This window comes from Polynucleobacter sp. 30F-ANTBAC, assembly GCF_018882385.1.
Taxonomy (GTDB): domain Bacteria; phylum Pseudomonadota; class Gammaproteobacteria; order Burkholderiales; family Burkholderiaceae; genus Polynucleobacter.
The window spans coordinates 143,391-159,059 of the sequence record NZ_JACVON010000001.1; the positions used below are offsets into that span (position 1 = coordinate 143,391).

15 protein-coding genes are annotated in these 15,669 nt (G+C 46.2%); 12 read left to right on the forward strand and 3 right to left on the reverse strand.

Annotated features, from left to right (window positions below; genetic code table 11):
- Positions 1-134 precede the first annotated feature (134 nt).
- Genes aceB through ICN28_RS00795 form a run of 4 tightly spaced genes read left to right on the forward strand, consistent with a single transcriptional unit; the run spans position 135 to position 3,537 of the window.
- A complete protein-coding gene (gene aceB, locus ICN28_RS00780; RefSeq protein WP_216285495.1) occupies positions 135-1,712 on the forward strand; it encodes a malate synthase A in 1,578 nt (525 codons plus the stop codon).
- Positions 1,713-2,447, forward strand: coding sequence for a tRNA (adenosine(37)-N6)-threonylcarbamoyltransferase complex dimerization subunit type 1 TsaB (gene tsaB / locus ICN28_RS00785; RefSeq protein WP_216285496.1), 735 nt, complete (start codon positions 1,713-1,715; stop codon positions 2,445-2,447). It abuts the gene before it with no gap.
- An 11-nt stretch (positions 2,448-2,458) separates the two neighbouring features.
- Positions 2,459-2,935, forward strand: coding sequence for a ribosomal protein S18-alanine N-acetyltransferase (gene rimI / locus ICN28_RS00790; protein ID WP_216285497.1), 477 nt, complete (start codon positions 2,459-2,461; stop codon positions 2,933-2,935).
- On the forward strand, positions 2,932-3,537 hold the full coding sequence (locus ICN28_RS00795; RefSeq protein ID WP_216285498.1) for a hypothetical protein: 606 nt from the start codon (positions 2,932-2,934) through the stop codon (positions 3,535-3,537). Before rimI ends, ICN28_RS00795 begins: the two co-directional genes overlap by 4 nt.
- A gap of 31 nt (positions 3,538-3,568) precedes the next feature.
- On the opposite strand, the gene ICN28_RS00800 is transcribed toward ICN28_RS00795, so the two are convergent.
- Both ICN28_RS00800 and lplT read right to left on the reverse strand, forming a co-directional pair.
- Positions 3,569-4,321, reverse strand: a complete 753-nt coding sequence (locus tag ICN28_RS00800) for a TerC family protein (RefSeq protein ID WP_216285499.1) — start codon at positions 4,319-4,321, stop codon at positions 3,569-3,571.
- Between the two features lie 77 nt (positions 4,322-4,398).
- Positions 4,399-5,715, reverse strand: a complete 1,317-nt coding sequence (gene lplT, locus ICN28_RS00805; protein WP_216285500.1) for a lysophospholipid transporter LplT — start codon at positions 5,713-5,715, stop codon at positions 4,399-4,401.
- A 50-nt stretch (positions 5,716-5,765) separates the two neighbouring features.
- Here lplT and alr point away from each other — a divergent pair, with 50 nt between their 5' ends.
- Positions 5,766-6,884, forward strand: coding sequence for an alanine racemase (alr, locus tag ICN28_RS00810; protein WP_216286799.1), 1,119 nt, complete (start codon positions 5,766-5,768; stop codon positions 6,882-6,884).
- Between the two features lie 93 nt (positions 6,885-6,977).
- Here the strand turns inward: alr and ICN28_RS00815 are convergent, their stop codons facing one another.
- Positions 6,978-7,790 carry an outer membrane protein assembly factor BamD gene (locus ICN28_RS00815; protein ID WP_216286801.1) on the reverse strand — a complete coding sequence of 271 codons (813 nt, stop codon included), beginning with the start codon at positions 7,788-7,790 and terminating at the stop codon, positions 6,978-6,980.
- A gap of 56 nt (positions 7,791-7,846) precedes the next feature.
- On the opposite strand from ICN28_RS00815, the gene ICN28_RS00820 reads away from it, so the two are divergent.
- The 7 genes from ICN28_RS00820 to ICN28_RS00850 all read left to right on the forward strand — a co-directional run bounded on the left by ICN28_RS00820 (position 7,847) and on the right by ICN28_RS00850 (position 15,618).
- Positions 7,847-8,872 (forward strand): RluA family pseudouridine synthase, encoded by a 1,026-nt coding sequence (locus ICN28_RS00820; protein ID WP_216285501.1) that lies wholly within the window; start codon positions 7,847-7,849, stop codon positions 8,870-8,872.
- The gene (pgeF, locus tag ICN28_RS00825; RefSeq protein WP_216285502.1) at positions 8,865-9,647 is read left to right on the forward strand and encodes a peptidoglycan editing factor PgeF; all 783 of its coding nucleotides are present in this window, start codon (positions 8,865-8,867) and stop codon (positions 9,645-9,647) included. Before ICN28_RS00820 ends, pgeF begins: the two co-directional genes overlap by 8 nt.
- 162 nt (positions 9,648-9,809) lie before the next feature.
- The gene (gene phaC, locus ICN28_RS00830; RefSeq protein ID WP_216285504.1) at positions 9,810-11,441 is read left to right on the forward strand and encodes a class I poly(R)-hydroxyalkanoic acid synthase; all 1,632 of its coding nucleotides are present in this window, start codon (positions 9,810-9,812) and stop codon (positions 11,439-11,441) included.
- Positions 11,442-11,534: 93 nt separating this feature from the next.
- Positions 11,535-12,275 (forward strand): 3-ketoacyl-ACP reductase, encoded by a 741-nt coding sequence (locus ICN28_RS00835; protein ID WP_216285506.1) that lies wholly within the window; start codon positions 11,535-11,537, stop codon positions 12,273-12,275.
- Between the two features lie 111 nt (positions 12,276-12,386).
- Positions 12,387-12,947, forward strand: a complete 561-nt coding sequence (gene phaR, locus ICN28_RS00840; protein ID WP_216285508.1) for a polyhydroxyalkanoate synthesis repressor PhaR — start codon at positions 12,387-12,389, stop codon at positions 12,945-12,947.
- Entirely contained in the window at positions 12,948-14,306 is a 1,359-nt protein-coding gene (gene rimO, locus ICN28_RS00845) for a 30S ribosomal protein S12 methylthiotransferase RimO (RefSeq protein WP_216285510.1), read from the forward strand.
- A 130-nt stretch (positions 14,307-14,436) separates the two neighbouring features.
- Positions 14,437-15,618, forward strand: a complete 1,182-nt coding sequence (locus ICN28_RS00850) for an acetyl-CoA C-acyltransferase family protein (protein ID WP_216285512.1) — start codon at positions 14,437-14,439, stop codon at positions 15,616-15,618.
- Positions 15,619-15,669 lie beyond the last annotated feature (51 nt).

Consider the following 15,669-nt stretch of genomic DNA (forward strand, 5'->3'; position numbering starts at 1 on the left):
AATGACAGATAAATACTTCTTGGTTGGAATTAGCGACTGAGGACTTTTTTTCTTCCAAAAGGCATAATGTCTCTTTTGCAATAAAACGCTTTGCGTACCTATAACCATAACTATTTGTTTTACAGGAGTTTTTTATGTCGAATTTGCCTCAAGGCATGGCTATTAGTGCCGAAATTACCCCAGAGTTTGCAACTATTTTGACGCCTGAGGCACTCGCCCTTGTCGCTAAACTTCATCGCGCTTTTGAACCACGCCGCCAAGAATTGTTAAAGGCACGTGTTGAGCGTACCAAGCGTTTAGATGCTGGTGAAAGACCTGACTTCCTGCCTGAAACAAAAGCGATTCGCGAAGGTGACTGGAAAGTAGCAGCGATTCCTGCTGCATTGCAATGCCGTCGTGTTGAAATCACTGGCCCAGTAGAAGCTAAGATGGTGATCAACGCTTTCAACTCAGGCGCTGACTCTTACATGACAGACTTTGAAGATTCCAATAGCCCAAGCTGGACGAATCAAATCCAAGGTCAAATTAATATGAAAAAGGCAATTCGTCGTGAATTGTCTTTAGAGCAAAATGGTAAGGTTTACAAATTAAACGACAAGATTGCGACCTTGCAAGTGCGCCCACGTGGTTGGCATTTGGATGAGAAGCATGTAACCGTGGATGGTCAACGTGTTTCTGGTGGTATTTTTGACTTTGCTTTGTTCTTCTTCCACAACGCTAAAGAGCAATTGGCTCGTGGCGCAGGTCCTTATTTCTATTTGCCAAAAATGGAAAGCCATTTAGAAGCTCGTTTGTGGAATGATATTTTCTGCATGACGCAAGATGAATTAGGTTTCCCACGTGGCACGATCAAAGCAACTGTATTGATCGAAACAATTTTGGCTGCATTCGAAATGGAAGAGATTCTTTACGAGTTGCGTGAGCATAGTGCTGGTTTGAATGCGGGTCGTTGGGATTACATCTTCTCTTGCATCAAGAAATTCAAGCTAGACAAAAATTTCTGCTTGGCCGATCGCGCCAAGGTGACAATGACTGCACCATTTATGCGTGCTTACGCTTTGTTGCTATTGAAGACTTGCCACAAGCGTGGTGCACCAGCGATGGGCGGTATGAGTGCTTTAATTCCTATTAAGAACGATCCAGAAAAAAATGCGATTGCGATGCAAGGCATCATTAATGACAAAAAGCGTGACGCAACCGATGGTTACGATGGTGGTTGGGTTGCTCACCCAGGTTTGGTTGAAGCTTCTATGGCAGAGTTCAAAGCCGTATTAGGCGATCGTCCAAACCAATTTGACAAGCAAAAACCTGAAGTCAATGTGACAGCTGCCGATCTATTGGATTTCCAACCAGAAACACCAATTACAGAAGCTGGTTTGCGCATGAACATCAACGTGGGTATCCATTACCTAGGCGCTTGGTTGGCTGGTAACGGTTGTGTACCAATTCATAACTTGATGGAAGATGCTGCTACAGCAGAGATCAGCCGTTCACAAGTATGGCAGTGGATCCGTTCACCAAAAGGTGTTTTGGAAGATGGTACAAAAGTAACTGAAGAGTTGGTTCGTAAACTGATTGCTGAAGAGTTGCCAAAAGTTAAAGCGAGCGGTGCAACAGGTCATTGGGATCGTGCTGCTGAGATCTTTGACACGATGAGCACGAGCGAGAAGTTTGAAGAGTTCTTAACCTTGCCTTTGTACGAGGAAATCTAATTGACGATTCTTGCCATCGACACCTCGACACAGTGGTGTTCTGTGGCTTTGGTCAATGCCCAAGGAGGTCGGGACTCGTCCCAGCCTCCTTTTTCTTTGGTTCGCCATGAGAACCTAGGGCCGGAGTCTAGCCAGCACGCTTTGGACTGGGTAGAAGCTTTACTCGGTGAAGCCAATATCTTCTTTAAGGATCTTGAAGCGATTGCTGTTGGCATTGGTCCTGGTGCTTTTACGGGGATTCGGATTGGGGTGGGGATTGGGCAGGGTATGGCACTCGGTGGTGATCTACCTTGTTTGCCTATCGTTTGTTTGGATGCCATTGCTCTAGAAGGCATTGATTCATTAAAGCTTCAATCAGGTGACCGTCTTGTAGTCGCAGTTGATGCACGCATGAGTGAGGTCTATTGGGCCGAGTATCAAGTTCTAGCTAATGGCTTACCCGAGCGCTTAGGGGATATTCATTTGTCGGCACCGGAGTGTGTAGCACTTCCTGAGCAAGCTTTTTGCTTGGTAGGTAATGCTGTGACAGCTTATCCAGAAAAAATGCAGACTCATGCCGCTAAAGCGCAAAAAACAGATGCGGATGCAGTACCGCATGCAAGATCTATTGCGCGTTTAGGCTTTGATGCACTTGAAAAAGGTTTGCAGGTCAGCGCACAAGATCTTCAGCCGATTTATATCCGAGATAAAGTAGCTCAAACAATTGCTGAGCGCACTCAGGCTAAGCCTGAATAACTCCTAAATTCATGTCAGAACTTAGATTGTTGCCCATGGCCGTGCGTGATTTGGATGAGGTGCTGGCCATTGAGCAGCGTGCTCATCTTGCCCCTTGGACAAAAGGTCAGTTAACAGACTCCTTGACGGCTGGGAACTGGGCGTATGTATTACGAGCATTGGGAGTGGATGATGCACCTGATACATTGTTAGGGTACTGTGTGTTGATGCCTGGTGTGGATGACATCAGCCTTCTCAATATTGCCGTGGATCCATCCTATCAAGGTCAAGGGTATGCTAAAAAAATGCTCTTAGTGATGGAAGACCAAGCCATCGCTAAAAATTTTCTCAAGCTATTTTTAGAGGTGAGAGCCAGTAATGCACCAGCGATTGGCTTGTACCAAAAAATGCATTATCAGCAAGTGGGTATCCGAAAAGCTTATTATCCCGTTCATGAAGCCCCGCGTGAAGATGCCTTAGTCATGATGAAAGAATTAGTCAAACCATGAGTCAAACAGATTACTTAACCGCTATGGGTATCAGTACCTGGGTTTTAAATGATGCGGACGATGCCGTCGACCAATCACCATCAGAAGCTCCACAAGCCCAAGCAGCCGATATGCCGCAGCCTCTGACGGCTTCACAAGAGACGGCAACACCCCAAGCAGCACCCCCAGCACCAAAGGCGCCAGCAGCACCTGTTAAACCGCCTCAAACAGCACCTGTTCAGCCTTTAGCGATGGACCCTGCTTACGCACAAGCTTGGACCTTTGTGGTTGATCAATTAAACGGTGATGCCAGTTTATTGTTTGACAAAATTTTGGCTTCTTTGATGCTCTCTCGAACAGAGGTGCAGATACTCACCAGTACCGATGTATTAGGAGGCCAAGCCACAGGGCAGGTGATTGTCGCCATGGGGTCAGACATGGGCAAGAAAATACTACAGATGTCAGAGCCTTTTGAAGAGCTCAGAGGCGCTGTGCATTCTTTAGAAGCGGCGGATATGGAGTGGCCAATTGTTCTCACGTATCACCCAGAGCACCTTTTAAAGCGTGCCTTGGATAAATCTAAAACTTGGCAAGATCTTATCTTGGCAAGATCACTGATTTAAAAATCAGGTGATCCTGCCAGACAAAAAGGGATCAAGAACCTAAGTTACTTTTCTTAGTTCTAGCGCGGATGTTAAGAAATTCAACGAACAATGAAAACGCCATGGCAAAGTAAACGTAGCCTTTAGGGATATGGATATCCATACTCTCTGCAATCAAAACCATGCCAACAACCGTTAAGAATGACAAAGCTAAAACTTTGATCGATGGGTGTCTGTGAACGAAGTCACCAATTGATTTAGCAGCAAAGAGCATCACGGCAACGGACACCAAAACTGCTGAAACCATGATGGAGATCTCATCGACTAAACCAACCGCAGTGATCACACTGTCGAGTGAGAAAACAATATCCAAGATACCAATCTGAACCACGGCACCCCAAAACACCTTCCCCTTGGCTTTATTAGCAGCTTTTTGCATATCCTCTTGGACAATGGGTTCCTCTTCTTCTGCTTCCACCTCAAGGTAAATCTCTTTTGAAGCCTTCCAGAGAAGGAATAGGCCACCACCTAAAAGGATTAAGTCGCGACCGCTGATTTCTTGATTGAAGGCGTTGAAAATTGGTTCGGTTAAACCCATCACCCATGACAAGCTAAGGAGTAAAAGGATGCGAGTAACGAGCGCAAACATCAAACCAAAGCGACGCACTTGATCGCGCATTTCAGCAGGCAATCGATTGGCAAGCACGCTGATGAAAATAATGTTGTCGATACCTAAAACAATCTCTAATGCTGCCAGCGTTAAGAACGCAATAATAGTATTAGGATCTAGTAAAAACTCGAGCATGGGATACCTTGTAGGTTAAAGATGAAGTCATTCAATTGATGAATCAATGGGTCATTGATGTAAAAGGAATCAGCAGCTTAGTGCTTGTGCTCACCAATGAGATGTAAGGAGTCATACTCAGCTTGGTTTCTGTTGTGCCAGCGCATGATGAAAATCATCACTAAACAAACAAAGCTGCCAAATAACAAAATAACAAATGAGATTGGCAAGTCTAACCAGATGAGAAGCGCATAAAGACAGAGCATGCCTAAAACAGATAAGTTCTCATTGAAGTTTTGCACAGCAATGGAGTGGCCTGCTGAAAGTAAAACGTGACCACGGTGCTGTAAGAGGGCGTTCATTGGTACAACAAAGTAACCCGACATCCAACCAATGACCATCAAGAAAAGATAGGTGATTAAAAGGTATAAAGGCATTTCGAATAAACCTAAATCAATCTGAATGTCTGCAATGAGATCTTTGCGGTAAATAGCCATCACCATGACTAAAGCGCCCATCATCGCGCCATACTTGAGGACAGTTAATGCTTTTTTCAGAGGAACACGTGCTGCCGCCCAAACAGCGCCACCGGCTACACCAAATGCGACTACGGCTTGCAAAATAGCGCCTTGGGACAGGGACATCCCTAAAGCTGATTCAGCCCACTTAAGAACAATGAACTGAAGTGTGGCTCCGGCACCCCAGAATAAGGTGGTCACAGCCAACGAAATTTGGCCCAAGCGATCTTTCCAAAGCGTATCAAAGCAATGTTTGAAGTCTTTGATCAAACGAATCGGGTTGCTTTCTTGCTTGGGGTAAACCGCTCCTGTATCTGGAATTCTTAAATTGAATCCAGCGGCAATCAGGTAAACAAGGGCAATCACACAGATCGCCGCTTCAGGGGCAGTATCAATCCCGGTATCCATTAAAGGAAAATCAAAGCCTAATAGCATTAAGGAAAGCTTATTAGAAATTAACATTCCACCCAAAACAGTTCCCAAGATAATAGAACCGACGGTTAAGCCTTCAATCCAACCGTTGGCAGCCACTAGTTTTTCTGGCGGTAATAATTCAGTCAAAATGCCATATTTGGCAGGAGAGTAGGCTGCTGCACCAAAGCCGACGATCGCATAAGCCATCAAAGGGTGGGTACTGAACAACATAGCCATACAACCCACGATCTTGATCGTATTGGTCATGAACATCACTTTGCCTTTAGGGCGTGAGTCAGCAAAGGCTCCCACAAAGGCAGCCAATAAAACATAGGATAAAACGAAGAAAAGTTTCAGGAGCGGAGTCATCCAAGCCGGTGCTTGGAGTTGATATAGCAAAGCAATCGCTGCGATTAACAGCGCGTTGTCTGCGAGCGACGAAAAAAATTGCGCCGCCATAATTGTGTAAAAACCTGGTTTCATTCGTACAATTCAGTTATCAACTTCCATTAAAACACGAAAGTGAGTCTTTTCTGTCTAGACCGACCGTAGTTCACCTCGATACCAATGCCTTGCGACACAACTTAGAGCGTGTTCGCCACCTCATGCCTGGAACAAAAGTATGGGCGGTGGTGAAGGCTAATTCCTACGGACACGGTATGATTAAAGCCTTGGAGGGCCTGTCAGGTACCGACGGATTTGCTCTATTGGATCTGGCAGAAGCGAAGGTATTACGTGAGCAGGGGTGGCAGGGGCCTATCCTACTTTTAGAAGGGTTATTTACTCAGGAGGATGTTTTTGAGGCTCTTGAGTTGGGGTGCGATTGTGTGGTGCACGAGCTCAATCAAGTAGATTGGCTGGAAAATGCCATGGAAGCGCGCCAATCTGCTCAAACTCTTCATCCTGAGACATTGCGCGTATTTCTTAAAATGAACACGGGTATGAACCGTTTAGGTCTTAAACCTGCTAGTTATCGAGAGGTATTCCACCGCTTGCACGCTGTGGGCTTCAATGTGGCGCACATGACCCATTTTGCCAATGCCGACTATGTGGATCGCACGCCTACGGTAGACCAGCAATTGGAAGTCTTTCAATCAACAATAGCGGGCTTATCGGGTGAAACGTCTTTATCTAACTCAGCAGCGATTCTTTGGCATCACCACTTGGTTCAATGTGATTGGGTAAGACCTGGAATTATGCTTTATGGCGTTTCGCCATCTGGCAAGTATGAAGACATCGAGCATGCCCAGCTGCAAGCAGCCATGTCTCTCAGAACCAAAATCATCGGCATTCAGCATTTAGAGGCGGGTGAGAGTGTTGGTTATGGCTCTCGCTACCGCACGGATGTGCCGATTCGGATTGCTGTGATTGCTTGTGGTTATGCCGATGGCTACCCAAGGCATGCCCCAGATGGCACACCAGTTTGGATCGCGGGCCCAGGTGGCTTGTCCAATGGAAAAATTTGTCCGATTGCGGGTCAAGTCTCGATGGATATGATCACCGTTGATATCACCGATATGCCGCACGCTGAGGTGGGTACTGAGGTGGAGTTATGGGGACACTACTTACCGGTTGATCGAGTTGCTCAAGCGGCTGGCACAATTGGCTATGAACTCCTTTGTGCGATTGCATCAAGAGTTAAAAGAAGCTAAGCCTGAGGCATTCTCGCCATAAAAAAAGGAAGGATTAAATCCTTCCTTTTTTATTTAACTTGGTCATGAGTCATTCCTCTCATGAATCCAATGTTACTTCCGCCAGATTTGCCACCATGAAGGGGTTTTATCCTCGGCGGTGCTGCGAATGCCAGTTTCTACGATCTTACTGTTTGGGTAATTGAGCTTTAAAACACGAAGCGCATCATTACTTAGATCTTTCATCCCAATAGCATCATAGGACTTGTACAAAATATAGAGAGCCTCTTCAATGGCTGGCGCTCGATCATAGTCCGTAATAGCAATTTGAGCTCTATTAATGGCTGCTAAAAATGCGCCGCGGCGGTAGTAGAACCGCGCTGTATTGACGTCGCTGTCCGCTAGAGAGTTCACGATATAACGCATACGATCCAAAGCATCTGGCGTGTATTTGCTATCAGGAAAACGAGTGGTCAAAATTTTAAATGCTTCAAAGGCATCACGTGCTGCCTTAGGGTCTCGCTCGCTTAAATCTTGACCAGTGATTTTCCCTAAAAAGCCTAGATTGTCATTGAAGGTGATCAAGCCCTTTAAGTAGTAGGCATAGTCAACCATCGCATGACCTGGATGCAGCTGAATAAAGCGATCAACTGCTGTGGCTGCTTGAGCTAGATCGTTTCCTTTCCAATGGCAATAAGCCACATTAATCTGCGACTGTTGGGCATAGGGACCAAAGGGGTAGCGTGCTTCAAGTTTTTCGAAGTACTTCACGCATCTATCAAAATCACCACCTTCCATGGCATCTTTTGCTTCAACATAAAGTTTATTTTGAGACCAGCCGGCAGTTTCATCCTCAGGCCCTCCGGCACACCCAGTGAGTAAGGCTGCTGAGACTAAGAATGAGACAGTAGTGAAAGACCCGAACATGCCTGAGCAAATGCGACTTAAACTAGCGGTGTTGATAGATGGAAAGGCACCCAATTTTGGCATTACCAGATTCTCCTGAGAACAATACTTCCGATTATATCGATGAGGAAGAGATTATTGCTGTATTTGTGCCAGATCATTTGGCAGGGGAGCGTTTGGATAAGGTTTTAGCCCAATTAGTGCCTCAACATTCACGTAATCGTCTCAAAACTTGGATTGAAGACGGTTTTGTCACAATCGCGGGTCAAGTACCTAAAATCCGATATGCCGCCCAAGCAGGCGATCATATTGTGGTGATTCCTCAAGCGAGTGATGAAGAGCAAGCTTATGTCCCAGAGGACATTCCTTTAGACATTGTTTATGAGGATTCTGAAATTCTCGTTATCCATAAGCCAGCAGGGATGGTGGTTCATCCTGCCAATGGCAACTGGTCGGGTACCTTACTAAACGGTTTGCTCTATCGATATCCTCAGATTGCCAGCGTGCCTAGAGCGGGTATTGTGCATCGTCTTGATAAAGACACCTCCGGTTTACTGATGGTGGCTAAAACCTTAGAAGCCCAAACTGATTTGGTTCGACAGCTTCAATCTCGTCAAGTGATTCGACGCTATTTGGCTTTAGCGTGGGGGCAAGTACGCTCTCAAACAGTTCACTCGCCCATTGGTAGAGATCCAAGAGATCGACTCAAGATGGCATTGATCACGGGCTCAGCTGGCAAACCAGCCGTCACCCACGTTGAGCTTTTGGAAATGGGCGCCTTTAATAAAGCCAAAGTCTCTTTAGTCGCTTGTCGCCTAGAGACCGGGCGTACCCATCAAATTCGGGTTCACCTTGAGTCACTGGGTAATGCCTTGGTGGGCGACCCTGTTTATAAAAAGAAAAACCCAGCTGATGCTTCTATTTTGGAGTTCAGCCGAGGTGGGCAGGCATTGCATGCCGCTGTATTGGGGATCAAACATCCTAAAACCAAAGAAGAGTTGCTTTGGCAAGCACCGATGCCTGAAGATATGAAAGAGCTAGCTCTGAGACTGAATGTTCCTGAGGGCGCTCTGTGGCCGGATTGGGAGAGCTTGAATGTCTAATGGATCGAATAAGCCATGGATTCAGCCAGAGTGGCCCGGGAAAGATGCTGTTAAGATTTTGATCACACATCGCGAAGGGGGTGTGAGTCAGCCGCCTTATGACTGCCTAAACTTGGGGGCACATGTGGGGGATGACCCTGAATCGGTTGCTGCCAATCGCCTGATACTCGGCACCTTTTTGCCATCTGACCCTATCTGGCTCAATCAAACACATGGCACCACAGTTTTTGATGCCGATCACTGGGTTCCTTATGGACCTTCTGGATATACCGAGCCCCCGGCAGCCGATGCGGCTATCGCTACCTTACCTAACTTTGTGCTCAGCATCATGACGGCAGACTGTTTGCCTGTTTTGCTGGCATCTACGGATGGGCAGGTAATCGGTGCAGCCCATGCGGGTTGGCGTGGGCTGAGTGCGGGCATTCTTGAAGCAACGGTGAGCGCCATGAGACGCAAAGTGGCCAAAGATGATTTAGAGATACAAGCTTATTTGGGGCCAGCAATTGGGCCGATGGCCTTCCAGGTCGGTGAAGAGGTCAGAGCTATTTTTGTCCTGCATGATCACCACAGTGATGCCGCCTTCAAGGCTTGTGATGAGCCTGGTAAATTTATGGCGGATATCTATCAATTAGCTAAATTAAGACTTCAAGCCGTGGGCGTAACCTCTATTGAGGGGGGCTGTGAGTGCACCTTTCAAAATGAACGCTTTTACTCCTATCGACGTGATCGCATTACGGGGCGGATGGCAAGTTTGATTTGGAAATCTAACAGTTAAACGGATTGACTAAATGATGTCACTCAAACCATGCCTCAAAAGCCCCACCACGTAAGCTTGATCGAAGTTATAGATAGGGTTAATTCTTATAACTAATTTAACAATTAAACCTCAAAATAGAGCTATTAGACATATGGTTAAGTCTCTCTATTAAGGAAGTTTATGGTTAAGACGCAAGGCTTAGGTAAGGGCCCCAGCCTCGCTCCGCAGCATATGGCTTTGATACCCCCAGAGAGGTTGGTGGAAATTGAACAGCAATATGCCAAAGACTTGGCCGCTTTATGGGCAAACCCAACTGGGTCTGAGATCAAGGATCGTCGATTCTTGGGGGATGCATGGAAAAACCCATGGAGCCAAGCCACGGTTAACTTCTATTTATTAAATTCAAAACATTTATTAACTTTGGCAGATGCAGTTGAAGCAGAAGCTAAGGCACGTCAACGGATTCGTTTTAGCATCGAGCAAATGATTGATGCGATGTCGCCATCTAATTTTTTAGCGACCAACCCAGAAGCGCATCAGCGTTTGATTGATACCCAAGGTGAATCACTGCGCACAGGTATCTTGAACGCTCTCCAAGATTTAGGTAAAGGCAAAGTCTCTCAAACCGATGAGACAGCTTTTGAGGTGGGGGTGAACATGGCGACCACCGAGGGCGCCGTGGTTTACCAGACAGAGCTCTTCCAGCTCATTCAGTACAAGCCGTTGACTGCTCAGGTTTACGAGCGACCTTATTTGATGATTCCGCCGTGCATCAACAAATACTACATTCTGGATTTACAGCCAGCGAACTCTCTGGTGAGGTACTTGGTTGAACAAGGGCATACTGTTTACTTGGTCTCATGGAAGAATCCTGATCCGAGCATGGCAGGCACCACTTGGGATGATTACATCGGTGATGGGGCCATCAACGCCATTGAAACAGTGCAAGCGATCAGCGGTCAAAAGCAAATCAATATCTTGGGTTTCTGTGTCGGTGGAACGATTACTAGTACTGCACTAGCGGTATTGGCTGCGCGCAACAAACACCCAGCTGCCAGTTTGACCCTTTTAACAACCTTGTTGGATTTCTCAGATACAGGCATCTTGGATGTGTTTGTAGATGAACAACTTGTGCAGCTTCGAGAAAACTCCATTGGTGGCATGAACGGTGGTCAGTGCGGTATGTTGCGCGGCGTTGAATTGGCCAATACTTTCTCGTTCTTACGTCCCAATGATTTGGTATGGAACTACGTGGTAGATAGTTACTTAAAAGGTAACTCTCCGCCACCTTTCGACTTGCTCTATTGGAATGGTGACTCCACTAACTTACCGGGCGCTATGTATGTCTGGTATTTACGTCACTTGTATTTGCAGAATGAACTCAAAGTTCCTGACAAATTAACCATTTGTGGTGAGAAAGTGGACCTTGGCAAAATTAAATGCCCGGTTTACTTGTATGCCTCTCGAGAAGATCACATCGTACCGTGGTGGTCTGCTTATGAATCCACCAAACTTCTTAAGGGCGCCAAAGTACATTTTGTATTGGGGGCCTCGGGACACATTGCAGGCGTGATCAATCCTCCTGCTAAAAACAAACGCAACTATTGGTCCAATCCTAAATTGGCAGCTAAAGCTGACACGTGGTTTGAGGGGGCCAAAGAAATTCCAGGCAGTTGGTGGCCTGACTGGATTAAGTGGTTGGCACCATTAGGTGGCAAGCTTAAAGCAGCCCCCAAAACCTATGGCAATACCAAATACAAGATGATTGAAAAGGCCCCAGGCTCTTACGTGAAAGAAAAGGCAAAAGATTAATTACGACATGACGTAATGGATCAAGCAGCAAAGTAAGAAACAGAATTTTTATAGTGAAGTTTTAAGGCTAATAGCTCAACAAGGAGAAGTACCATGAGTCAAAAGATTGCATATGTAACAGGCGGTATGGGTGGAATTGGCACCGCTATTTGTCAGCGTTTAGCTAAAGATGGTTTTAAAGTAATTGCCGGTTGCGGGCCTAATTCACCCCGCAAAGATCGTTGGTTGGGTGAGCAAAAAGCGCTTGGTTTTGACTTCTCTGCCTCCGAAGGCAATGTGGGAGATTGGGATAGCACTGTTGCTGCCTTTAATAAGGTAAAAGCAGAATTTGGCAAAGTAGATGTTTTGGTGAATAACGCAGGTATCACTCGCGATACGGTATTCCGCAAGATGACTCCGGATGACTGGCGTGCAGTGATCGATACAAACTTGAACTCCTTGTTCAACGTGACGAAGCAAGTGATCGATGGCATGGTCGACAGTGGTTGGGGGCGCGTGATCAATATTTCCTCGGTGAACGGGCAAAAAGGTCAATTTGGTCAATCTAACTACGCCACAGCCAAAGCAGGTATTCATGGCTTCACCATGTCATTAGCTCAAGAAACAGCTTCCAAAGGTGTGACTGTGAATACAGTTTCACCGGGCTATATTGGGACCGATATGGTGACTGCGATTCGTGAAGATGTTCTAGAAAAGATCATTGCCACTATCCCTGTTAAACGCTTGGGAACCCCAGATGAGATTGCTTCGATTGTGTCTTGGTTGGCCTCCGATCATGGCGGCTTCTCAACCGGAGCAGACTTCTCACTCAACGGTGGATTGCACATGGGTTAAGTAGGTTAATGGGCTCTTTTGGGGGTGTAACCCATGAGCCCATTGCTGCTAAGCAATAAAAGGTCAGATTTGCACTTACAATAGAGGGACACAAGCCTCTAAAGAATGATCATGGTTACTAAAAAACAATCTGCAAAATCTGCTGGCATCCGAACGATTAAGAAATACCCGAATCGTCGTCTTTATGACACTCAAACGAGCACTTATGTCACATTAGCTGACGTTAAAGTGTTGGTCTTAGGTCATGAAGAATTTAAAGTCGTTGATGCGAAGACGGAAGAAGATCTAACGCGCGCGATCTTGCTTCAAATTATTTTGGAAGAAGAGGCGGGTGGTGTGCCATTGTTCACAACCCCGATGTTGTCTCAAATGATTCGCTTCTACGGTCATTCCATGCAAGGCATGGTCGGTGGTTTGCTAGAGAAAAATATGCAATCGTTCATCGATATGCAAAGTAAGTTTGCAGAACAATCTCAGCAGGGCGGTGCTAAAGCAACACCCGAGGCATGGGCTCAGTTCATGAACGTTCAAAATCCCATGATGCCCGACATGATGGGTAATTACATTGAGCAAAGCAAAGCCTTGTTTGGCCAAATGCAAGAGAGCATGAAAGACCCGAGCAAAGCGTTTACAGGCTTTCCTTTTACGACCCCGACGAAGAGCGATAAATAAGTGAGCGGCAAGATTGGTTTTGTTTCCTTAGGTTGCCCTAAGGCTTTGGTTGATGCTGAACGTATCGTGACGCAATTACGCTCTGAGGGTTATGAGATCGCTAAGGACTACGCTGGATCAGATCTAGTGGTGGTCAATACCTGTGGTTTCATCGATTCAGCGGTGCAAGAGAGTTTAGATGCCATTGGTGAAGCATTAGCCGAGAACGGTAAAGTAATTGTGACTGGTTGTTTGGGTGCTAAAAAGAATGCTGATGGTTCCGATGTGGTGACATCGGTTCACCCCAAAGTTCTGGCGGTAACCGGCCCTCATGCAGCCGATGAAGTCCTGGCTGTGGTGCATCAGCACCTCCCTAAAGAACATGATCCATTTTCTGATTTGGTGCCTAAAGCAGGTATCAAGTTAACCCCGAAGCACTATGCGTATTTAAAGATTTCTGAAGGGTGCAACCATCGTTGTACTTTTTGCATTATTCCTAGTTTGCGCGGTGATTTGGTTTCTCGCCCGATTGGCGATGTCTTGCTTGAAGCGCAACATTTATTTGAAGCGGGAGTTAAAGAGTTATTGGTAGTTTCTCAAGACACCAGTGCTTATGGTGTGGACGTCCAATACAGAACAGGTTTTTGGGATGGTCGTCCCGTCAAGGCAAAACTCTTTGACATGGTCGAAGCCCTCGGTAAATTAGCGCGACAGCATGATGCATGGGTGCGCTTGCACTATGTTTATCCTTACCCTCACGTGGATGAGATCTTGCCCTTGATGGCACAGTTTGCTGATGAAGGTAGTGGTGTCTTACCGTATCTAGATATTCCAATGCAGCATGCTCACCCCGATGTTCTTAAGCGAATGAAGCGCCCAGCCAGTGGTGAAAAAAATCTTGATCGTATTCAGGCATGGCGTGCAGCTTGCCCTGATTTGACAATTCGTAGTACCTTTATCGCAGGATTCCCTGGTGAAACAGAAGAAGAGTTCAATTACTTATTGGATTTCATGCGTGAAGCTAAGATTGATCGTGCGGGTTGTTTTGCCTACTCTCCTGTAGAAGGTGCTAAAGCCAATGAATTGGAAGGTGCTCTTCCTGATGCCATCAGAAATGAGCGTCAAGCCCAGTTCATGGCCGTTGCCGAAGAGGTCTCAGCCAAGCTTTTGCAAGCGAAGGTTGGTAAACGTATTCGAGTGATTGTGGATGCTGTGGATGGTCCTCGTGGTGTTGGCCGAAGCCAATCGGATGCCCCAGAAATTGACGGTTTGGTGCATTTGTTACCAACTGATAAGATCTCTAAAAAATACAGAGCTGGCGAATTTGTTAAAGCAACTGTGGTTGGCACTCAAGGCCACGATCTGATTGCGCAGCTCTAATTTAAGGCTTTCATAAACCCATGGGTGATTACCCCTAGTTTTGTCCAATTGCTTGTTTTAGACAGTTAGTCGTAAGATTAGCCCTACAGACTAGTTTTTTCTAATAAAAAGTTTTTAAAGGGAGTTTCAGATGGCTCGAGAAGTGGTTGTTCTAAGTGCAGTTCGTTCTGCTATTGGTGGTTTTGGTGGTTCATTAAGCAGTATGGAGCCAGCTGAATTGGCAGGTACAGTCATGAAAGAAGCTGTTAGCCGTTCTGGTGTTGACCCTCAACAAATTAATTATGTGACTGTTGGTAACTGTATTCCAACAGAATCACGCTTTCCATATGTGGCTCGTGTTGCTGCTATTCAAGCGGGTTTACCGATGGAATCGGTAGCTATGGCTGTTAATCGCCTATGTAGTTCTGGTTTACAAGGTATTGTCACAACATCTCAAGCCATCATGTTGGGTGATTGTGAGTATGGTGTGGGTGGTGGTGTTGAGGTGATGTCACGCGGTATTTACGGTGCTCCTTCAATGCGAACCGGTGCTCGTATGGGCGATACCAAAATGATCGACTTAATGGTGTCGACTTTGACCGATCCATTTGGTGCTGGTCACATGGGTATCACAGCAGAAAACTTAGCCACGAAGTGGAACATCACTCGTGAAGAGCAAGATGCTCTCGCGGTAGAGTCTCATCGCCGTGCTGCTGCAGCAATTGCTGAAGGTCGTTTCAAATCACAAATCACACCGATCACCATGCAAACGCGTAAGGGTGATGTGGTGTTTGATACTGATGAGCACGTTAAAGCTTCTACAACCATGGAAAGCCTGGGTAAGATGAAGCCAGCTTTCAAAAAGGATGGTTCTGTAACGGCTGGTAATGCGTCTGGTATTAATGACGGTGCGGCATTCTTTGTTTTGGCATCGGCTGATGCAGCAGCAAAAGCTGGTCAAAAACCCATGGCGCGTCTAGTGTCTTATGCGCTAGCAGGTGTGCCGAATGACATCATGGGTGAAGGTCCAATTCCAGCGTCTAAGATTGCCTTGCAACGTGCCGGTTTAACCATCGACAAAATTGATGTTGTTGAATCCAATGAAGCATTTGCGGCACAAGCCATTGCAGTTTCAAAAGGTTTGGGTCTTGATATGGCTAAAACCAATCCTAACGGTGGCGCCATTGCATTAGGTCACCCAGTAGGTTGTTCAGGCGCTTTCATTGCAACCAAGGCTATTTACGAGCTCCATCGCACAGGCGGTAAATACGCACTAGTAACAATGTGTATTGGTGGTGGTCAAGGTATTGCAGTGATCTTCGAACGTCTCTGATCAGGGTTTCAGCAAAGAAAAAAGCCGCTCTCATGAGCGGCTTTTTTATTG